This window comes from Streptomyces sp. NPDC030893, from assembly GCF_055571535.1.
The window spans coordinates 17,466-37,490 of sequence record NZ_JBVIFC010000020.1; the positions used below are offsets into that span (position 1 = coordinate 17,466).

The 20,025-nt window shown below is 71.4% G+C and carries 16 protein-coding genes and 1 tRNA gene; 10 read left to right on the forward strand and 7 right to left on the reverse strand.

Translation table 11 applies throughout. From position 1 onward, the window contains the following. The first annotated feature begins 219 nt into the window (after window positions 1-219). The 5 genes from hisC (at window position 220) to ACZ434_RS28720 (ending at window position 8,829) form a co-directional block, all read left to right on the forward strand. Window positions 220-1,299, forward strand: coding sequence for a histidinol-phosphate transaminase (gene hisC, locus ACZ434_RS28700; protein ID WP_468460871.1), 1,080 nt, complete (start codon window positions 220-222; stop codon window positions 1,297-1,299). Between the two features lie 258 nt (window positions 1,300-1,557). After that, window positions 1,558-3,063, forward strand: coding sequence for a cytochrome ubiquinol oxidase subunit I (locus tag ACZ434_RS28705; RefSeq protein ID WP_468460873.1), 1,506 nt, complete (start codon window positions 1,558-1,560; stop codon window positions 3,061-3,063). Window positions 3,064-3,083: 20 nt separating this feature from the next. Then, window positions 3,084-4,088: a cytochrome d ubiquinol oxidase subunit II gene (gene cydB, locus ACZ434_RS28710; RefSeq protein WP_468460875.1), complete on the forward strand. Its 1,005-nt coding sequence runs from the start codon at window positions 3,084-3,086 to the stop codon at window positions 4,086-4,088. A 12-nt stretch (window positions 4,089-4,100) separates the two neighbouring features. Beyond that, window positions 4,101-7,601: a thiol reductant ABC exporter subunit CydD gene (gene cydD / locus ACZ434_RS28715; RefSeq protein WP_468460876.1), complete on the forward strand. Its 3,501-nt coding sequence runs from the start codon at window positions 4,101-4,103 to the stop codon at window positions 7,599-7,601. A gap of 169 nt (window positions 7,602-7,770) precedes the next feature. Continuing rightward, the gene (locus tag ACZ434_RS28720) at window positions 7,771-8,829 is read left to right on the forward strand and encodes a M23 family metallopeptidase (protein WP_468460878.1); all 1,059 of its coding nucleotides are present in this window, start codon (window positions 7,771-7,773) and stop codon (window positions 8,827-8,829) included. Between the two features lie 4 nt (window positions 8,830-8,833). Here ACZ434_RS28720 and ACZ434_RS28725 read toward each other — a convergent pair whose 3' ends face one another. From ACZ434_RS28725 to ACZ434_RS28745, 5 genes are all read right to left on the reverse strand, one after another. After that, window positions 8,834-9,721 carry a Cof-type HAD-IIB family hydrolase gene (locus ACZ434_RS28725; RefSeq protein WP_468460880.1) on the reverse strand — a complete coding sequence of 296 codons (888 nt, stop codon included), beginning with the start codon at window positions 9,719-9,721 and terminating at the stop codon, window positions 8,834-8,836. Between the two features lie 63 nt (window positions 9,722-9,784). Then, on the reverse strand, window positions 9,785-10,687 hold the full coding sequence (locus ACZ434_RS28730) for an LLM class flavin-dependent oxidoreductase (RefSeq protein ID WP_468460882.1): 903 nt from the start codon (window positions 10,685-10,687) through the stop codon (window positions 9,785-9,787). Between the two features lie 91 nt (window positions 10,688-10,778). After that, window positions 10,779-11,225, reverse strand: a complete 447-nt coding sequence (locus ACZ434_RS28735; RefSeq protein WP_468460884.1) for a hypothetical protein — start codon at window positions 11,223-11,225, stop codon at window positions 10,779-10,781. Between the two features lie 18 nt (window positions 11,226-11,243). After that, a complete protein-coding gene (locus tag ACZ434_RS28740; RefSeq protein ID WP_468460886.1) occupies window positions 11,244-11,792 on the reverse strand; it encodes an RNA 2'-phosphotransferase in 549 nt (182 codons plus the stop codon). A 165-nt stretch (window positions 11,793-11,957) separates the two neighbouring features. Next, window positions 11,958-13,715 (reverse strand): SDR family oxidoreductase, encoded by a 1,758-nt coding sequence (locus ACZ434_RS28745; protein WP_468460888.1) that lies wholly within the window; start codon window positions 13,713-13,715, stop codon window positions 11,958-11,960. A gap of 159 nt (window positions 13,716-13,874) precedes the next feature. On the opposite strand from ACZ434_RS28745, the gene ACZ434_RS28750 reads away from it, so the two are divergent. From ACZ434_RS28750 to ACZ434_RS28770, 5 genes are all read left to right on the forward strand, one after another. Continuing rightward, window positions 13,875-14,861 carry an ABC transporter ATP-binding protein gene (locus ACZ434_RS28750; protein ID WP_468460890.1) on the forward strand — a complete coding sequence of 329 codons (987 nt, stop codon included), beginning with the start codon at window positions 13,875-13,877 and terminating at the stop codon, window positions 14,859-14,861. After that, the gene (locus ACZ434_RS28755; RefSeq protein ID WP_468460892.1) at window positions 14,851-15,765 is read left to right on the forward strand and encodes an ABC transporter permease; all 915 of its coding nucleotides are present in this window, start codon (window positions 14,851-14,853) and stop codon (window positions 15,763-15,765) included. The genes ACZ434_RS28750 and ACZ434_RS28755 overlap by 11 nt, the downstream gene beginning before the upstream one ends. Further along, the gene (locus ACZ434_RS28760; RefSeq protein ID WP_468460894.1) at window positions 15,762-16,673 is read left to right on the forward strand and encodes an ABC transporter ATP-binding protein; all 912 of its coding nucleotides are present in this window, start codon (window positions 15,762-15,764) and stop codon (window positions 16,671-16,673) included. The genes ACZ434_RS28755 and ACZ434_RS28760 overlap by 4 nt, the downstream gene beginning before the upstream one ends. A 10-nt stretch (window positions 16,674-16,683) precedes the next feature. Then, a complete protein-coding gene (locus ACZ434_RS28765) occupies window positions 16,684-17,403 on the forward strand; it encodes an ABC transporter permease subunit (RefSeq protein ID WP_468460896.1) in 720 nt (239 codons plus the stop codon). Window positions 17,404-17,727: 324 nt separating this feature from the next. Continuing rightward, window positions 17,728-17,814 (forward strand) — tRNA-Ser (locus tag ACZ434_RS28770). 70 nt (window positions 17,815-17,884) lie between these two features. On the opposite strand, the gene ACZ434_RS28775 is transcribed toward ACZ434_RS28770, so the two are convergent. Beyond that, the gene (locus ACZ434_RS28775) at window positions 17,885-18,688 is read right to left on the reverse strand and encodes an HAD family hydrolase (protein WP_468460898.1); all 804 of its coding nucleotides are present in this window, start codon (window positions 18,686-18,688) and stop codon (window positions 17,885-17,887) included. After that, window positions 18,685-19,962, reverse strand: coding sequence for a serine--tRNA ligase (gene serS / locus ACZ434_RS28780; protein ID WP_468460900.1), 1,278 nt, complete (start codon window positions 19,960-19,962; stop codon window positions 18,685-18,687). Before serS ends, ACZ434_RS28775 begins: the two co-directional genes overlap by 4 nt. Between the last annotated feature and the right edge of the window lie 63 nt (window positions 19,963-20,025).

Sequence of the window (20,025 nt, forward strand, 5' to 3'; positions counted from 1 at the left end):
ATATATGTGCGGCGCGCCCCTGGCCCGCGCGCCGTTCGTACCTCTTCGGGTGATGTTGCCCCTGTTGCCGCTGTGACCGGTGGGGCGAGCCCGGGTCCGCACCGTCCCCGCGCACGCCTCTCCCGCGCCTATACGCAGCGGCGCCGAATCCTCATAAGGTGAGCAGTATTGGATGTCGGCGGCGGTCATGGGCCGCCGGTCTTCGCGAGGAGGACTGCGGTGAGCGAGACGAGCCCCAAGCTGCGCGCCGAGCTGGAGGGGATCCCCACGTACAAGCCGGGCAAACCGGCGGTGGCCGGCGGCCCGGCGGCGTACAAGCTGTCCTCCAACGAGAACCCCTATCCGCCGCTGCCGGGCGTGATGGAGACCGTGGCGGCCTCGGCCTCCTCCTTCAACCGCTACCCGGACATGGCCTGTACCGCCCTGATGGCCGAGCTCTCCGAGCGTTTCGGCGTGCCCACGTCCCATGTGGCCACCGGTACCGGTTCGGTCGGCGTCGCCCAGCAGCTGCTGCAGGCCACCTCGGGCCCCGGCGACGAGGTGATCTACGCCTGGCGGTCCTTCGAGGCCTATCCGATCATCACGCAGATCAGCGGTGCCACGTCGGTCCAGGTGCCGCTGACCCCGGGCGATGTGCACGACCTGGACGCGATGGCCGACGCGGTCACCGACCGGACGCGGCTGATCTTCGTCTGCAACCCCAACAACCCCACCGGCACCGTGGTGCGGCGGGCCGAGCTGGAGCGTTTCCTCGACCGGGTGCCCGGCGACGTCCTGGTGGTCCTCGACGAGGCCTACCGCGAGTTCATCCGGGACACCGAGGTGCCCGACGGCGTCGAGATCTACCGGGAGCGGCCCAACGTCTGCGTCCTGCGGACCTTCTCCAAGGCGTACGGGCTGGCGGGGCTGCGGGTCGGCTTCGCGATCGCCCATGAGCCGGTGGCCGCGGCGCTCCGCAAGACCGCCGTGCCGTTCGGGGTGAGCCAGATCGCGCAGGACGCGGCGATCGCCTCGCTGAGGGCCGAGGACGAGCTGATCGGCCGGGTCGGCTCGCTGGTCTGCGAGCGCAACCGGGTGATGGACGCGCTGCGGGCCCAGGGCTGGACGGTGCCGGAGACCCAGGCCAACTTCGTGTGGCTGCGGCTGGGGGAGAGCACGGTGCCGTTCGCGCAGGCGTGCGAGCAGGCGGGCGTGGTCGTCCGGCCGTTCCCGGGGGAGGGCGTACGGGTCACGATCGGGGAGACCGAGGCGAACGACATCTTCCTGAAGGTGACGGAAGGCTTCCGCAGGGCGGTCTGACCGGAACGAAGGCGCTCCGGGCAGCGCGCATGCGCCCAGGCGGCCGGCGGTCATCCGCCGGCCGCCTCCGTATGTCCGGAAGGCTTGCGCGAAGGGGTTGACGTCACAGGGGACCCCCCTTCCGAGTCGGAAAAGCAGTACGTCATAATTGCTTGTGAATGTGAACGCGTTCACAAGCGCATCCCGTTTTCCCGAGATGTGGCGGTACGAACGGGAGCAAGCGGTCGCTGTGACCACCGCTGAGTAAGGAGCGACGACGTGGATCTGGCTCTGGCGCCGGAGACCCTGGCGCGATGGCAGTTCGGTATTACCACCGTCTACCACTTCCTCTTCGTTCCCCTGACGATCTCGCTGGCCGCCCTCACCGCCGGGCTGCAGACCGCGTGGGTGCGCACCGGGAAGGAGAAGTACCTCCGGGCCACGAAGTTCTGGGGGAAGCTCTTCCTGATCAACATCGCGATGGGCGTCGTCACCGGCATCGTGCAGGAGTTCCAGTTCGGCATGAACTGGTCCGACTACTCGCGGTTCGTCGGTGACGTCTTCGGTGCCCCGCTCGCCTTCGAGGCCCTGATCGCGTTCTTCTTCGAGTCCACCTTCATCGGCCTGTGGATCTTCGGCTGGGACAAGCTGCCCAAGAAGATCCACCTGGCCTGCATCTGGATGGTCTCGATCGGCACCCTGCTGTCGGCGTACTTCATCCTCGCCGCCAACTCCTGGATGCAGCACCCGGTCGGCTACCGCATCAACGAGGAGAAGGGCCGCGCCGAACTCACCGACTTCTGGCTGGTGCTCACCCAGAACACCACGCTCAACCAGGTCTTCCACAGCTTCTCGGCGGCCTTCCTGACCGGTGGCGCCTTCATGGTGGGCATCGCCGCCTTCCACCTCATGCGCAAGAAGCACATCCCCGTGATGCGCACCTCCCTCCGCCTCGGCCTGGTCACCCTCGCGGTCGGCGGACTGTTCACCGCGATCAGCGGCGACACCCTCGGCAAGGTCATGTACGAGCAGCAGCCGATGAAGATGGCCGCCGCAGAGGCCCTGTGGGACGGCGAGGAGCCGGCACCCTTCTCCGTGTTCGCCTACGGGGACGTCGACGAGGGCCACAACAAGGTCGCCCTGGAGATCCCCGGACTGCTGTCCTTCCTCGCGCACAGCGACTTCGAGTCGTACGTGCCCGGCATCAACGACACCAACGAGGCCCTGCAGGAGAAGTACGGCCCCGGCGACTACAAGCCCATCGTCCCGGTCGCCTACTGGGGCTTCCGCTGGATGATCGGCTTCGGCATGGCGTCCTTCTCGGTCGGCCTGCTCGGACTCTGGCTCACCCGCAAGAGGTTCCTGCTTCCGGCCGCCCACCGCACCGGCGAGGACGAGGTCCCGCACCTGGTGCTGCTGAGGAAGCCGCTCGGCTCCCGGCTCACCCGGCTCTACTGGCGCCTGGCGCTGTGGACCATGGCGTTCCCGCTGATCGCCAACGCCTGGGGCTGGATCTTCACCGAGATGGGCCGGCAGCCCTGGGTGGTCTACGGCGTGATGCGGACCGAGGACGCCGTCTCCCCCGGTGTGTCCACGGCCGAGGTCATCATCTCGATGTCCGTCTTCACCCTGCTCTACGCCGTTCTTGCCGTCATCGAGGTCAGGCTGCTCGCCAAGTACGTCAAGGCCGGCCCGCCGGAGCTCAGCGAGTCCGACCTCAACCCGCCCACGAAGCTCGGCGGCGACCTCCGTGACGCCGACAAGCCGATGGCCTTCTCGTACTAGGCCGAGGGAGCTGCACTGTCATGGAACTGCACGACGTCTGGTTCGTCCTGATCGCCTTCCTGTGGATCGGCTACTTCTTCCTGGAGGGCTTCGACTTCGGGGTGGGCATCCTCACCCGGCTGCTCGCCCGCGACCGCGCCGAGAAGCGGGTGCTGATCAACACGATCGGCCCCGTCTGGGACGGCAACGAGGTGTGGCTGCTCACGGCCGGCGGTGCCACCTTCGCCGCCTTCCCCGAGTGGTACGCCACGCTCTTCTCCGGCTTCTACCTCCCGCTGCTGGCCATCCTGATCTGCCTGATCATCCGCGGTGTCGCCTTCGAGTACCGGGTGAAGCGGCCGGAGGAGAACTGGCAGCGCAACTGGGAGACGGCGATCTTCTGGACCTCGCTGATCCCGGCGTTCCTGTGGGGCGTGGCCTTCGGGAACATCGTGCGCGGCGTGAAGATCGACGCCGAGTTCGAGTACGTGGGCACCCTCGTGGACCTGCTCAACCCGTACGCCCTGCTGGGCGGCCTGGTCACCCTGACGCTGTTCACCTTCCACGGCACGGTGTTCACGGCCCTCAAGACGGTCGGTGAGATCCGGGAACGTGCGCGGGCCCTCGCCCTGCGCGTGGGTCTGGTCACCGCCGTACTGGCGTCGGCGTTCCTGCTCTGGACGCAGGCCGACAAGGGGGACGGCACCAGCCTGGTCGCGCTGGCCGTGGCGGTCGCCTCGCTGGTCGCCGCCCTGCTGGCGAACCGGGCGGGACGCGAGGGCTGGTCGTTCGCCCTGTCCGGCGTCACCATCGTGGCCGCCGTGGCCATGCTCTTCCTGGCGCTGTTCCCGAACGTCATGCCGTCCACGCTCGACGCGGACTGGAGCCTCACCGTCACCAACGCCTCGTCCAGCCCCTACACGTTGAAGATCATGACCTGGCTCACGGTGATCGCCATGCCGGTGGTGCTGGTCTACCAGGGCTGGACGTACTGGGTGTTCCGCAAGCGGATCGGCACCCAGCACATCGCCGGCCCCGTGCACTGAGGTGTGTTTCACGTGAAACCAATCGACCCGCGACTGCTCCGGTACGCCCGTGCCACCCGGGGCTTCCTGGTGGCGGTGGTCGGCCTGGGCGTGGTCGGCGCGGTGCTGGTCATCGCCCAGGCCATGCTCATCGCCGAGATCGTGGTGGGCGCGTTCGAGGACGGTCTGTCCGCCGGTGCGCTCGGCACTCCTCTGGCGCTGCTCGTCCTCGTCGCGGCCGGCCGCGGACTGGTCGGCTGGCTGACCGAACTGGCCGCGCACCGGGCGAGCGCCGCGGTGAAGTCGGAGCTGCGGGGGAGGCTGCTGGAGCGGGCGACCGCGCTGGGCCCGGGATGGCTGGGTGGACAGCGCACGGGCTCGCTGGTCGCCCTGGCGACCCGGGGAGTCGATGCCCTCGACGGCTACTTCTCGCGCTATCTGCCCCAGCTGGGGCTCGCCGTGGTCGTACCGGTCGCGGTGCTGGCGAGGATCGTCACCGAGGAGTGGGTCTCGGCGGCGATCATCGTCGGTACCCTGCCGCTCATTCCGGTCTTCATGGTGCTGATCGGCTGGGTCACCCAGTCCCGGATGGACCGGCAGTGGCTGATGCTGTCCCGGCTGTCCGGCCACTTCCTGGACGTCGTCGCCGGGCTGCCCACGCTCAAGGTGTTCGGCCGGGCCAAGGCCCAGGCGGAGTCGATCAGGCGGATCACCGCCGACTACCGGCGGGCCACCATGCGGACGCTGCGGATCGCCTTCATCTCCTCCTTCGCGCTGGAACTGCTCGCCACGCTCTCCGTGGCCCTGGTCGCCGTGACCATCGGCATGCGGCTCGTGTACGGCGACATGGATCTCTACACCGGTCTGCTCATCCTGATCCTGGCGCCGGAGGCCTATCTGCCGCTGCGGCAGGTGGGGGCCCAGTACCACGCGGCGGCGGAGGGCCTCGGGGCCGCCGAGGAGATCTTCTCCGTGCTGGAGACGCCCGTCCCCGACACGGGAACGGGCGCCGTGCCCACGGGCGCCGTCTCCTTCGAGGACGTGACGGTCCGCTACCCGGGCCGGTCCGCGGACGCCGTGACGGACGTGTCCTTCACGGTCGCCCACGGGGAGACGGTCGCGCTCGTCGGGCCGAGCGGGGCGGGCAAGTCGACCCTGCTGAACGCACTGCTGGCATTCGTCCGGCCCGCCGGGGGACGGGTGCGGATCGGCGGAGCCGACCTCGCCGGACTCGATCTCGCCGAGTGGCACAGCCGCATCGCCTGGGTGCCGCAGCGGCCGCACCTGTACGCCGGGACGATCGCGGAGAACGTACGGCTGGCCCGGCCCGACGCGGACGACGACGCCGTACGGCGTGCCCTGCGGGACGCGGGCGCGCTGGAGTTCGTGGACGCGCTGCCGGAGGGCGCCGGCACCGTGCTGGGCGAGGACGGAACGGGACTGTCGGCCGGCCAGCGGCAGCGGCTCGCCCTGGCCCGGGCCTTCCTCGCGGACCGGCCCGTCCTGCTGCTGGACGAGCCGACGGCCGCGCTGGACGGGGCCACCGAGGCCGGGATCGTGGCGGCGGTGCGGCGGCTGGCGGCCGGACGGACGGTACTGCTCGTGGTGCACCGGCCGGCGCTGCTGGCCGTCGCGGACCGGGTGGTCCGGCTCGCCGAACCGGCCTCCACCGGCGGTCACGGAGAATCCGGGGCGGCCCGGGCGGCCGGTCACGCGCCGGCCGTCGAGAGCGGCCCCGTCCCGGAGGGCGGACCCGTCGCGCCCGACGGCACGGAACCGGTCCCGGGCCGTGTACTCGCCCGCGTCCGTGCGATGTCCGGCGCCCGCCGGGGGAGGATCACCCTCGCGCTGCTGCTGGGCACCCTCGCCCTGGGGAGCGCGGTCGGGCTCATGGCGACGTCCGGGTGGCTCATCTCCCGGGCCTCCCAGCAGCCGCCCGTGCTGTATCTGATGGTGGCCGTGACGGCGACCCGGGCCTTCGGCATCGGCCGGGCCGTGTTCCGGTACGCCGAGCGGCTCGTGTCGCACGACGCCGTGCTGCGCATGCTGGCCGACACCCGGGTCGCGGTGTACCGGCGCCTGGAGCGGCTGGCGCCCGCCGGACTGCGCGGCGTCCGCCGGGGCGACCTGCTCTCCCGGCTGGTCTCCGACGTGGACGCGCTCCAGGACTACTGGCTGCGCTGGCTGCTGCCGGCCGGCGCCGCCGTCGCCGTCTCCGCCCTGTCCGTCGGCTTCACCGGATGGCTGCTGCCCGAGGCCGGGGCCGTACTCGCTGCGGGGCTGCTCGCCGCGGGAGTCGGCGTGCCCCTGCTGACCGGTGTGGTGGCCCGCCGTGCGGAACGCCGGCTGGCACCGGCGCGCGGTGCCCTCGCGACCCGGGTGACCGATCTGCTCACCGGCACCGCGGAGCTGACCGTCGCCGGTGCCCTGCCCGCACGGGCCGCCGGGGTACGGCGGGCCGACGGCACGCTCACCCGGATCGACGCGCGCGCCGCCACCGCCACCGCGCTCGGCGACGGGCTGATCGCGCTGATCTCCGGCCTGACCGTCGCCGCCGCCGCGCTCGTCGGTGTCCGGGCCGTCGCCACCGGCCGGCTGGACGGTGTGGCCCTGGCCGTCGTGATCCTCACCCCGCTCGCCGCGTTCGAGGCCGTCCTCGGGATGCCGCTCGCCGTGCAGCACCGGCAGAGGGTGCGCCGCAGCGCCGAGCGCGTGTACGAGGTGCTGGACGCCCCGGTGCCCGTACGGGAGCCGGAGACGCCCCGTCAGGCACCCGTCTCGCCGTTCCCGCTCGTGGTCAAGGGGCTGACCGCCCGGCACGCCGGTCAGGACCGGGACGCGCTCGCCGGACTCGACCTGACCCTGGAACGGGGCCGCCGCACGGCGGTGGTCGGCCCCTCCGGATCGGGCAAGACCACGCTCGCCCAGGCGCTGCTGCGGTTCCTGGACCCGGACGCCGGCTCGTACACGCTGGCCGGTGTGGACGCACGCGCCCTGGACGGCGACGAAGTACGGCGGCTGGTCGGACTGTGCGCGCAGGACGCGCACCTCTTCAACAGCTCGATACGGGAGAACCTGCTGCTCGCCAGGAAGGACGCCACCGAGGACCAACTGCGCGACGCACTGGGCCGGGCCCGGCTGCTGGAGTGGGCCGACGGCCTGCCCGAAGGGCTCGACACGCTCGTCGGCGAGCACGGGGCGCGGCTGTCCGGCGGTCAGCGGCAGCGACTGGCGCTGGCCCGGGCGCTGCTCGCGGACTTCCCCGTCCTGGTACTGGACGAACCGGCGGAACACCTCGACCTGGCCACCGCCGACGCGCTCACCGCCGATCTGCTGGCCGCCACCGAGGGCCGTACGACGCTGCTCATCACGCACCGGCTGGCCGGTCTGGAGGCGGTGGACGAGGTCGTCGTGCTGGACGAGGGACGGGTGGTGCAGCGCGGGACGTACGCAGAACTCGCCGCCGAGGACGGGCCGTTGCGGACGATGGCCCGCCGCGAGGAGGAAACGGAGCTGCTGGTGGCGGCCCGTTAGGTCCGGGACCGCGCCCGGCACCGGTCGCCACCACCGGGCTTGACAGGCCGTCAAGCCCGGCGGTTCCTGCCGCTGTTCGGGGGTATCGGTGGTCCGTCCGGGGGCCGTGCTCCCCCATGTGTACGACATGAACGGGACCGGGCGCCGGGGCGGCGCGAGGATCGCAGTCATGCGCCTCATCCGCCGCCATCCGCTGCTCGTCGCCGTGCCGCTGTGCGCGCTCGCCGTGCTCGCCGCCCGGCCCGCCGACGGCGACGGCTCCCACACCCCCGGTCATGGTGCGGTCTCCGGCGTCAGCGCGGAGGTGGCGCGGCTGTACGAGGAAGCGGCCACGGCGACCGAGCGGTACGAGGCCGGCCGCCGCGAGGCGGACGAGCAGCGGTCCAGGGCACACGAACTGGAACAGCGGCTCGACCGGGAGCGGCGGGAGATGGCCGGCCTGCACGAGGACCTGGGCCGGATCGCCAGCTCCCAGTACCGGGACGGCGGCGGGCTGCCGCTCACCGCGCACATGCTGCTCGCCGACGACCCCGATGAGCTGATGCGCGGTCAGCGGGAGGTGCGCAAGGCGGAGATGTCGCTGGACAAGGCGATCGGCAGGAGCGAGCGGGCCGAGGCCCGGCTCGCCCGTGACGAGGCGCGGGCCGCGGCGGCGTGGAAGAAGCTGGAGCAGCGGAACACCGAGCTCGCCGCGCTGAAGGAGGGCATCGAGGCGAAGCTCGAAGCGGCGCGCTGGGAGCTCCAGGGGCAGGCCGACGCCTCGGTCGCGGCCGGCGCCTGCCGCGGGGCGGTCCGGCTGGACCAGCCGGAGACGCGGTTCAGCACCCGCTGGGTGGCGCCGGTGGAGACGTACGAGCTGTCCGCTTCCTACGGCAGCGGCGGCGCGCGGTGGGCGAACCGGCACACCGGGCAGGACTTCGCTGTGCCGATCGGCACGCCGGTGCGGGCCGTGGGGGCGGGCAAGGTGGTGAAGGTGTCCTGCGGAGGGGCCTTCGGCATCGAGATCGTGGTCCAGCACGCGGGCGGGTACTACACCCAGTACGCCCATCTCGCCGCCGTCGCCGTGGACCAGGGCGAGCGGGTCACCCCCGGGCAGTGGATCGGTCAGTCCGGCACCAGCGGCAACTCCACGGGGCCGCACCTGCACTTCGAGGTGCGGGTCACGCCCGAGATGGGGTCGGCGGTGAACCCCGTGCCGTGGCTGGCCCGGCACGGGGTGTCGCTGTGAGCGGCTACAGCCGCCCGTCCAGCAGCCGTTCGATCACCACGGCCACCCCGTCGTCGTTGTTGGCGACCGTGTGGCCCGAGGCGGCGGCGATGACGTCCGGGTGGGCGTTGCCCATCGCGTAGGAGCGGCCCGCCCAGCTCAGCATCTCGACGTCGTTCGGCATGTCGCCGAAGGCGACGACCTCCTCGTGCGAGATGCCCCGCTCGGCACAGCACAGCGCGAGGGTGCTGGCCTTGGACACCTCCGGGCCGCTGATCTCCAGCAGCGCGCTGGGGCTGGAGCGGGTGACGTTGGCTCGGTCGCCGATGGCGAGGCGGGCCAGGGTGAGGAAGGCGTCGGGGTCGAGCGTGGGGTGGTGGGCGAGGATCTTGAGCACGGGTTCGCCGGCGGTGTGCGAGTCCGGATGCAGCAGGTCCTCGGCGGGAGCGAGGGTGTCCGGGACCTCCATGTGCAGCTTCGGATAGTCCGGCTCCTGGTTGAAGCCGTAGGTCTGCTCGACGGCGTACACGGTGCCGGGGGCGGCATCGCGCAGGAGCTGTACCGCGTCCAGCGCGTTCTTGCGGGGCAGCTCGCGGACCTTCACGAAGCGGTGTGCGCCGGGGCCGCCGTGCAGGTCGACGACGGCCGCGCCGTTGCCGCAGATGGCGAGGCCGTGGCCGTGGACATGGTCGCTGACCACGTCCATCCAGCGGGCCGGGCGGCCGGTGACGAAGAAGACCTCGATTCCCGCCTCCTCGGCGGCGGCCAGCGCGGCGACGGTACGCGGGGACACCGACTTGTCGTCGCGCAGCAGGGTGCCGTCGAGGTCGGTGGCGATGAGCCGCGGCGGGACGGCGGCTGCCGGGGGCTCGGGCTGTCGGGTCGCTGAGATCACCCCGCCATTGTCCCGCATATGCCCGCACGATCGTGCGGGACTCCGCACATCTGAGTGGTTATCGTCGTCACCGGTGGTTGATCAGCGCAGTTGCGCCGGAGCTTCCATGGCGATCCGTTCGAAGACCTTCTGGTCCGCGGCGAAGTCCGAGTCCGGGACGGGCCAGTGGATCACGATCTCGGTGAAGCCCAGTTCGGCATGGCGCCCCGCGAAGTCGACGAAGGCGTCCAGGGACTCCAGCGGCCGGCTCCGGTCCGGGGTGAATCCGGTGAGCAGGATCCTGTCCATTCCGGACACGTCCCGGCCGAGCTCGGCGCAGGCGTCGGCCAGCTTCTCCGCCTGGCCGCGAATGGCCTGAACCGACTGCTCGGGCGTGCCGTTCTCGTACAGCCGCGGGTCGCCCGTGGTCACCCAGGCCTGCCCGTGGCGCGCCGCGAGCCGCAGTCCGCGCGGGCCGGTGGCCGCCACCGCGAACGGCAGCCGGGGCCGCTGCACACAGCCCGGAATGTTGCGTGCCTCGTGCGCCGCGTAGAAGTCGCCCTCGTACGACACCGCGTCCTCGGAGAGGAGCCGGTCGAGCAGTGGCACGAACTCGGCGAAGCGGTCGGCACGCTCGCGCGGGGTCCACGGCTCCTGGCCGAGCGCGGTGGCGTCGAAGCCGGTGCCGCCCGCTCCTATGCCGAGCGTGACGCGCCCGCCGGAGACGTCGTCGAGGGTGATGAGCTCCTTGGCGAGGGTGACCGGGTGCCGGAAGTTGGGCGAGGTCACGAGGGTGCCAAGGCGCATCCGGTCGGTGACCGCGGCGGCGGCGGTGAGGGTCGGGACCGCGCCGAACCAGGGGCCGTCCCGGAAGCTGCGCCAGGACAGGTGGTCGTAGGTGTAGCCCGTGTGGAAGCCGAGTTCCTCGGCGCGCATCCAGGCGGAACGACTGCCCTCGTGCCAGCGGCGATAGGGGAGGATCACGGTGCTCAGGCGCAGGCTCATGGCATCGAGCCTATGCGCCGCCACGGGTTTCACGTGAAACGTCGCCCGTGCGCGTCACCGTGCCCGGGCGCGTCACTGGTCCCGTAGCGCGTCACCGCACCCGTGCGCTCAGCCAGGGGGTGAGAGTGAGCATGGGCATGAACTCCTTGTGCGTCCTGTCCCCCGGCAAGGGCACGATGAGGAAGTAGCCCGGCGGGAAACGCCGTGCCCTGACGTACGCGTGCCCGTCGAAGAGGGAGCGCAGGAAGGCCGGTACGTCGTCGCGGGGGATGTCGGGGCACTCCACGCCCTCGACGTCGATCAGCGTGTCGTCGTCGGGGTAGAGCCGCACCCTCACCCGGGGCAGTCCGCCGAACTCGACGTGGGCCTCGTGCGGCAGGGAGCCGTCGGGGTCGGTGGTCACGCCGACGCCCGCCGCGGTGCGGCGCGAGGTCTGGTCCGCGCCGATGTCATGGCTGACCTCGATCTCACGCTCGTAGGCGCGGGCGAGCGCCCGGAGTGCGGTGACGGCGGCCTCGGTGCTGGGCAAGTGGTCCATACCTCTGATCATGAGGCCTCAGTGGCCGGCGGGGAAACGCAGATACCGGCCCGGTACGGCGGGGGTCAGCCACACGCCGTTCGCGCTGACGTGGAAGACGTGCCCGTCACGGTGCATGGCGCCCGCGTCCACGGACAGCACGACCGGCCGTCCCCGGCGGGCGCCCACGCGGGTCGCCGTCTCACGGTCGGCGGAGAGGTGCACCGCGTGCCGGTTCATGGGCCGCAGCCCTTCGGCGCGGATCGCCTCCAGATTCCGGGCGATCGTGCCGTGGTACAGGTACGGCGGCGGAGCGGCCTCCGGCAGTCCGAGATCGACCTCGACACTGTGCCCCTGACTGGCGCGGATCCGGGTGCCCTCCACGGCGAAGCGCCGCTTGTCGTTGGTGGCGACGACATGGTCCAGCTCCTCCCGGGTGAACCGGAAACCGTGCGCGGACGCCGCGGCGATCAGCGTCCCGATCTCCACCCAGCCGCCCTCGTCGAGCGTGATCCCGATCCTCTCCGGCTGATGGCGCAGATGCCTGGAGAGGTACTTCGACACCTTGACGGTCCGTCTTTCGTCCATCCGACCAGACTGCCGGGAGAGACGCGTGTCACGCGATCGTTTTTGCTCCGGAGGTTTGATCCACAGCCAAGTACGGTTATCCACAGGTGAATTGAGGGGCGCTGTGGACAATGGGCCCCGATCCGCGGGGCCCCGGACCCCGGACCCGGCCCGCGCCCCGCCGCCTCACAGCGGCGGCTTCACCCGCGCGATCCTGCGCAGCGCACCCGGCATCCACCGCGCCAGCGCGTACGCCGTCCGGGCTTCCGGGGTGACCGGCACCACCGCCTCGTCGCGCACCACCGCCCGCAGGATCGCCGCGGCGACCTTCTCCGGCGGGTAGTTGCGCATGCCGTACAGGCGCGCGGTCCGCTCCCGCAGCCGCCGTTCCTCCTCCGCCCCCGTGCCCGCGAACCGCGCGGTGGAGGTGATCGCCGTGTTGACGAACCCCGGGCACACCGCCGTCACCCCGATCCCCCGCCCCGCCAGCTCCGCGCGCAGACACTCGCTCAGCATCAGCACCGCCGCCTTGGACGTGCTGTAGGCGGGCAGCGCCCGGGACGGCTGGAACGCCGCCGCCGACGCCACATTGACGATGTGCCCGCCCTGCCCGCGCTCGGCCATCCGCCTCCCGAAGAGCCGGCAGCCGTGGATCACCCCCCACAGATTGACGTCGAGGACCTTCTTCCAGTCCTCCGCGGTGGTGTCGAAGAAGGACCCGCCCAGCCCGACGCCCGCGTTGTTCACCAGGACGTCCACCACGCCGTACTCGACGGCGACCCGCTCGGCGAGCTTCTCCATGGCCTGTTCGTCGGACACGTCCGCTGTCTCCGCCCAGGCCGCCGTCGCACCCCGCCGGCGTGCCTCCCCGGCGGTGCGCGCCGCGGACTCCGCGTCCCGGTCGACCGCCAGCACGCGCGCCCCCGCCTCGGCGAACGCGAGCGCGGTGGCCCGCCCGATGCCGCTGCCCGCCCCCGTGACCAGGACCAGCTGCCCGCCGAACCGGTCGGCGTACCGGCCCGCCGCCGACATCTGCTCCCGGCCCTCCTCCACGGCCGTCACGAAGTCGGAGATCCAGGTGGCGAGCTGGTCGGGGCGGCTGCGCGGCACCCAGTGCTTCGCGGGCAGCGTCCGCCGGGTCAGCCGCGGCGCCCACTGCTCCAGATCCTCGGAGAGCCGCTCCGAGAGGAAGGCGTCCCCCAGGGGGGTGATCAGCTGCACGGGCACGTGCGCGTACGCGTCGGCGCGCGGAGCGCGCAGCCGGCGGCGCACGTTGTCCCGGTAGAGCCAGGCACCGTGTGCCGCGTCCGACGGCAGGGACGGGGTCGGATAGCCGTCACCGGGTACCTTCTCGACCCGCTCGAGCATGCGGGGCCAGGCCTTGCCGAGCGGCCCCCGCCAGGCCAGTTCCGGCAGCACGGGAGTATGCAGCAGGTACACGTACCAGGACTTGGCGCCCTGCCCCAGCAACTGACCGACCCGGCGCGGGGTCGGGCGCCCGACCCGCCGCCCGATCCAGTGCCCGAAGTGGTCGAGCGACGGCCCCGACATCGAGGTGAACGAGGCGATCCGCCCCTCGGTGCGCCCGACCGTGACGAACTCCCAGGCCTGCACCGAGCCCCAGTCGTGCCCCACCACATGCACCGGCCGCCGCGCGCCGACCGCGTCCACGACGGCCAGGAAGTCGTCGGTCAGCTTCTCCAGCGTGAACCCGCCGCGCAGCGGACGCGGCGCAGTCGACCGGCCGTGGCCCCGGACGTCGTACGCCACGACGTGGAACCGGTCCGCGAGCCGGGACGCGACCCCGGACCACACCTCCTTGCTGTCCGGATAGCCGTGCACCAGGACGACCGTCGGCCGCCCGGGGTCGCCCAGCTCGGCGACACACAGCTCCACCCCGCCCGTACGCACCCGGCGCTCCCGCGCACCGCTCAGACCCGTCACACCGGCGAATCTGGCAGTCGGCGCGGCACGCGTCAACGGCGCCCCGAGTCCTGTGCATAACTCTCAGGAAGGGCTCCCCCTACGGGCCCGTACGACTCCAGGGGGATCCCAAGACGGCTCCACGGTCTGACGACCCGAGTGGTACCGGTCACTACCGTCATGGACGTGACTGTGATCGCGACCGAAAGCCTGAGCAAGCGGTTCCCGAGGGTGACCGCTCTTGACCGGCTCTCCGTGGACGTCGGGCCCGGTGTGACCGGACTCGTCGGAGCCAATGGAGCCGGCAAGTCCACACTGATCAAGATCCTTCTGGGTCTGTCCCCCGCCACCGAGGGCCGCGCCGAAGTGCTCGGACTCGATGTCGTCACCAACGGCCCCGCCATCCGCGAGCGGGTCGGCTACATGCCGGAACACGACTGCCTGCCACCGGACGTCTCGGCCACCGAGTTCGTCGTCCACATGGCGCGCATGTCCGGCCTGCCGCCCACCGCCGCGCGGGAGCGCACCGCGGACACCCTGCGCCACGTGGGCCTCTACGAGGAGCGCTACCGTCCCATCGGCGGCTACTCCACCGGCATGAAGCAGCGGGTGAAGCTCGCGCAGGCCCTGGTGCACGACCCCCAGCTGGTCTTCCTGGACGAGCCGACCAACGGCCTCGACCCGGTCGGCCGCGACGAGATGCTCGGCCTGATCCGCCGGATCCACACCGACTTCGGCATCTCCGTGCTGGTCACCTCCCACCTGCTGGGCGAGCTGGAGCGCACCTGCGACCACGTCGTCGTCATCGACGGCGGCAAGCTGCTGCGCTCCAGCTCCACCACGGACTTCACGCAGACCACCACGACCCTCGCGATCGAGGTCACCGACACCGACGAGCACCCGGACGGCACCCGCGCGGTGCGCGACGCGCTGCACGCGCGCGGGGTGAGCACCGAGGACGGCAGCGGACTGCCGGGTGCCGGACACGTCCTGCTGCTCACCGCGCGGGGCGAGGAGACGTACGACCTGGTCCGCGACGTCATCGCGGACCTCGGCCTCGGACTGGTGCGCATGGAGCAGCGCCGGCACCACATCTCCGAGGTCTTCACCGACAGCGACGACCAGCGCGACGAGCAGCGGAAGGAGGCGGTCGGCCATGGCAGCTGAGCAGTCCATGCAGACACCAGCCACTGCACCGGGTGACACCCGTATCCACAACATCGGCTACCGCTCCTACGACGGACCCCGCCTGGGCCGCGGTTACGCGCGACTGTCGCTGTACTCGCAGTCCCTGCGCGGCTCCTACGGCCTCGGCCGCTCGGTGAAGTCCAAGGTGCTGCCGATGCTGCTGTTCGTGGTGATGTGCGTGCCCGCCGCCATCATGGTGGCCGTCGCGGTCGCCACCAAAGCCAAGGACCTCCCCCTGGACTACACGCGCTACGCGATCGTCATGCAGGCCGTCATCAGCCTGTACGTCGCCTCGCAGGCGCCCCAGTCCGTCTCGCGCGACCTGCGCTTCAAGACCGTACCGCTGTACTTCTCGCGGCCCATCGAGACCGCCGACTACGTGCGCGCCAAGTTCGCCGCGCTGGCCTCGGCCCTGTTCATCCTCACCGCCGCCCCCCTGCTGGTGCTGTACGTCGGCGCGCTGCTGGCCAAGCTCGACTTCGCCGACCAGACCAAGGGATTCGCACAGGGACTCGTCTCCGTGGCTCTGCTCTCGCTGCTCTTCGCCGGCATCGGCCTGGTCATCGCGTCGGTCACCCCGCGCCGCGGCTTCGGCATCGCGGCCGTGATCGCCGTGCTCACCATCTCCTACGGCGCGGTCTCCACGCTCCAGGCGATCGCGGACGTCCAGGGCAGCGGCGACGCCGCCACCTGGATCGGCCTGTTCTCGCCGATCACCCTCGTCGACGGTGTGCAGTCCGCCTTCCTCGGCGCGAGCTCCGCCTTCCCCGGCGGGGAGGGCCCGGGCAGCGCCGAGGGCGTCGTCTACGTCCTGTTCACCCTCGGCCTGATCGCCGCGTGCTACGGCCTTCTGGTGCGCCGTTACAAGAAGGTGGGATTGTGACCACGCTCAACATCGACCATGTCTCCCGCTGGTTCGGCAACGTGGTCGCCGTCAACGACATCACCATGACCATCGGACCCGGCGTCACCGGCCTGCTCGGCCCCAACGGCGCGGGCAAGTCGACCCTCATCAACATGATGGGCGGCTTCCTCGCCCCCTCCACCGGCTCCGTCACCCTCGACGGACAGCAGGTCTGGCGCAACGAGGCCATCTACAAGCACATCGGCATCGTCCCCGAGCGCGAGGCGATGTACGACTTCCTGACCGGCCGCGAGTTCGTCGTCGCCAACGCCGAACTGCACGGCCTGGGCGCCAAGGCCGCCCAGAAGGCGCTGGCCACGGTCGAGATGGAGTACGCGCAGGACCGCAAGATCGCCACCTACTCCAAGGGCATGCGACAGCGCGTGAAGATGGCCTCCGCGCTGGTCCACGAGCCGTCGCTGCTCCTGCTGGACGAGCCCTTCAACGGCATGGACCCGCGCCAGCGCATGCAGCTCATGGACCTGCTGCGGCGCATGGGCGACGAGGGCCGCACCGTGCTGTTCTCGTCCCACATCCTCGAAGAGGTGGAGCAGCTCGCCTGGCACATCGAGGTCGTCGTCGCCGGCCGGCACGCGGCCAGCGGTGACTTCCGCAGGATCCGCCGCCTGATGACGGACCGGCCGCACCGCTATCTGGTGCGTTCCAGCGACGACCGCGCGCTCGCGGCCGCGCTGATCGCCGACCCGTCGACGTCCGGCATCGAGGTGGACGTGGCGGAGGGTGCCCTGCGCATCCAGGCCGTCGACTTCGGGCGCTTCACGTCCCTGCTGCCGAAGGTCGCGCGTGAGCACGGCATCCGGCTGCTCACGGTCTCGCCGTCCGACGAGTCCCTCGAGTCCGTCTTCTCGTATCTCGTCGCGGCGTAGGAGGCCGAACATGTACGACCCCACAGTCGCCCGGCTTACCTACCGGGCCCTGCTCGGCCGGCGCCGGGCCCTCATCCTGGGCGCGCTGCCCCTGCTGCTCGTCGCGATCTCCCTGGCGGTGCGCGCCCTCGCCGGTGCCGACGACCAGACCGCCGCCGACGTGCTGGGCGGGCTGGCGCTGGCCACGATGGTGCCGATCATCGGCGTCATCGCGGGCACCGGGGCGATCGGTCCCGAGATCGACGACGGCTCGGTGGTGTACCTGCTGTCCAAGCCGATCAAACGGCCCACGATCATCTACACCAAGCTGATCGTCGCCATCGCCGTCACCATGGTGTTCTCGGCGGTCCCGACACTGATCGCGGGCTTCGTCCTGAACGGCAACGGCCAGCAGGTCGCCGTGGCCTACACCGTGGCCGCGCTGGTCGCCTCCATCGCGTACGCGGCGCTCTTCCTGCTGCTCGGCACGGTCTCGCGGCACGCGGTGGTGTTCGGGCTGGTCTACGCGCTGGTCTGGGAGGCGCTGTTCGGCTCGCTGGTGCCCGGCGCGCGCACGCTGAGCGTCCAGCAGTGGTCGCTGGCCGTCGCGCAGAAGGTCTCCGGCGGTGACCTGGTCACCTCGGACGTGGGCCTGACGACCGCTACGGTCCTGCTCGTCGCGGTCACCGTGCTGGCGACCTGGTACGCCGGCCAGAAGCTGCGCTCGCTCACGCTCGCCGGCGAGGAGTGAGCACCGCGAGCAGAGTCCCGACGAGACGAGTGGGCGGCGCCGCTGACAGCGACAGCGGCGCCGCCCGCCGTTTTATTCGGTGGCGCCCGATGCGTCCGCCGGGGCACAGTGAGGGTGTCCGCATCGCCGGGAACGTCCGGCGTCTTCGTGCCGGGAGAGGAGCGGGGCGATGCCCATGCACGGCAGTACGTCCAGCTCCCTTCAGGGCAGCCCGCGGCGGACTCCGGAGTAATCCCTACTGCTCCGTCGAGTCCGCCCGCGCGGGAGCTGCCCGGGGCGGCCGCTTCGAGCACGCGCACTCACGGCGCGTGGGCCGCCCTGCCCGGAGGATTGGCCGAGTGGCAAGGCACCGGCTTGCTGAGCCGTGGTCGGGCTGGAAAGCCCGCGCACGTTCGATCCGTGCATCCTCCGCAATACGCAATACGCAATACGCAATACGCAACACGCGTACGCAACACAGCACTACGCGGAACGCCGGGCGTCAGCCCAGCAGCCGCTCCACGACCACCGCGATGCCGTCCTCCTCGTTGGAGGCCGTCACCTCGTCGGCCACCGCCTTCAGCTCCGCGTGCGCGTTGGCCATGGCCACGCCGTGTCCGGCCCAGGCGAACATCGGCAGGTCGTTGGGCATGTCGCCGAAGGCGATCGTCTCCGCCGCCTTCACGCCCAGCCGACGGGCGGCCAGCGACAGCCCCGTCGCCTTCGACAGGCCGAGCGGGAGCAGCTCGACGATGCCCTCGCCCGCCATGGTGACGGTGACGAAACCGCCCGCGGCGGCGGTGGCGGCCGCGGCGAGCTCGTCGGTGGTCAGCTCCGGGTGCTGGATGTACAGCTTGTTCAGAGGGGCCGCCCACACGTCGGCGGCGTCGGTGAAGGGCGTCGCGGGCAGTGCGCCCGTGACCTCGTAGCCGGGACCGACCAGCACCTCGCCGTCCAGGCCGTCGCGGCTGGCCGCCAGGTACAGCGGGCCGACCTCCGCCTCGATCTTGGCCAGCGCCACCCCGGCCAGCTGCCGGTCCAGCGTCACCGACGTCAGCAGCCGGTGCGCTCCGGCGTCGTACACCTGTGCGCCCTGGGCGCAGACGGCGAGACCGGTGTAACCGAGGTCGTCGAGTATGGGGCGCGTCCAGGGCGCGGCGCGGCCGGTGACGACGATGTGGGCGGCGCCCGCCGCGGTGGCGGCGGCGAGCGCGTCACGTGTGCGGCGGGAGACCGAGTGGTCGTCCCGCAGCAGCGTGCCGTCGAGGTCGGTGGCGACGAGCCCGTAGGGGAAGGCCGCGTTCACTTGGCGACCGGTTCCAGGAGCTCCCGGCCGCCCAGGTAGGGACGCAGCACCTCCGGCACCCGGACCGAGCCGTCGGCCTGCTGGTGGTTCTCCAGGATCGCCACGATGGTGCGCGGTACGGCGCACAGCGTGCCGTTGAGCGTGGCCAGCGGGCGCACCTTCTTGTCCTCGCGGACCCGGATGGACAGCCGGCGCGACTGGAACTCGGTGCAGTCCGAGGTCGAGGTCAGCTCGCGGTACTTGCCCTGGGTCGGGATCCACGCCTCGCAGTCGTACTTACGCGCGGCCGAGGAGCCCAGGTCGCCCGAGGCGACGTCGATCACGCGGTACGGCAGCTCCAGCGAGGTCAGCCACTGCTTCTCCCACTCCAGCAGCCTCTGGTGCTCCGCCTGCGAGTCCTCCGGGGCGACGTACGAGAACATCTCGACCTTGTCGAACTGGTGTACGCGGAAGATGCCCCGGGTGTCCTTGCCGTGCGAACCGGCCTCGCGGCGGAAGCAGGGCGAGAAGCCCGCGTAGCGCAGCGGCAGCCGGTCGGCGTCGATGATCTCGTCCATGTGGTACGCGGCCAGCGGCACCTCGGAGGTGCCCACCAGGTACAGGTCGTCCTTGTCGAGGTGGTAGACGTCCTGCGCCGCCTGGCCGAGGAAGCCGGTGCCGGCCATCGACTGGGGGCGGACCAGCGCCGGGGTCAGCATCGGCGTGAAGCCGGCCGCGGTGGCCTGGGCGATCGCCGCGTTCACCAGGGCGAGCTCCAGCAGCGCACCGACACCGGTGAGGAAGTAGAAGCGGGAGCCGGAGACCTTGGCGCCGCGCTCGACGTCGATGGCGCCGAGGATCTGGCCGAGCTCGAGGTGGTCCCTGGGCTCGAAGCCCTCGGCGCCGAAGTCGCGGACGGTGCCGTGCGTCTCCAGCGTGACGAACTCCTCCTCGCCTCCGACGGGCACGTCGGGGTGGACGAGGTTGCTCAGCTTGAGCAGGAGGTCCTGCGTCTCGGTGGCGGCGGCGTCCCGGTCGGCGTCGGCGGCCTTCACGTCGGCCTTGAGCTGTTCGGCCTTCTTGAGCAGCTCCGCCTTCTCGTCGCCGGCCGCCTTGGGGATGAGCTTGCCGAGCGACTTCTGCTCGGCGCGCAGCTCGTCGAAGCGGACGCCGGACGACCTGCGCCGTTCGTCGGCAGACAGGAGGGCGTCGACGAGCGCGACGTCCTCTCCACGGGCGCGCTGCGAAGCGCGCACACGGTCGGGGTCCTCACGGAGCAGGCGAAGGTCAATCACGCGGTCCAGGCTACCGGTGCGCGATGACGGCCCACGACTCACTATTGCGGAGGAACGGATCAC

Bases quoted from the DNA above. Each gene is read 5' to 3' on its own strand.
- cydB (WP_468460875.1), top strand. From the start codon at position 3,084: ATGGAACTGCACGACGTCTGGTTCGTCCTGATCGCCTTCCTGTGGATC.
- ACZ434_RS28720 (WP_468460878.1), top strand. From the start codon at position 7,771: ATGCGCCTCATCCGCCGCCATCCGCTGCTCGTCGCCGTGCCGCTGTGC.
- ACZ434_RS28725 (WP_468460880.1), bottom strand. From the start codon at position 9,721: ATGCGGGACAATGGCGGGGTGATCTCAGCGACCCGACAGCCCGAGCCC.
- ACZ434_RS28730 (WP_468460882.1), bottom strand. From the start codon at position 10,687: ATGAGCCTGCGCCTGAGCACCGTGATCCTCCCCTATCGCCGCTGGCAC.
- ACZ434_RS28735 (WP_468460884.1), bottom strand. From the start codon at position 11,225: ATGGACCACTTGCCCAGCACCGAGGCCGCCGTCACCGCACTCCGGGCG.
- ACZ434_RS28740 (WP_468460886.1), bottom strand. From the start codon at position 11,792: ATGGACGAAAGACGGACCGTCAAGGTGTCGAAGTACCTCTCCAGGCAT.
- ACZ434_RS28750 (WP_468460890.1), top strand. From the start codon at position 13,875: ATGGACGTGACTGTGATCGCGACCGAAAGCCTGAGCAAGCGGTTCCCG.
- ACZ434_RS28755 (WP_468460892.1), top strand. From the start codon at position 14,851: ATGGCAGCTGAGCAGTCCATGCAGACACCAGCCACTGCACCGGGTGAC.
- ACZ434_RS28765 (WP_468460896.1), top strand. From the start codon at position 16,684: ATGTACGACCCCACAGTCGCCCGGCTTACCTACCGGGCCCTGCTCGGC.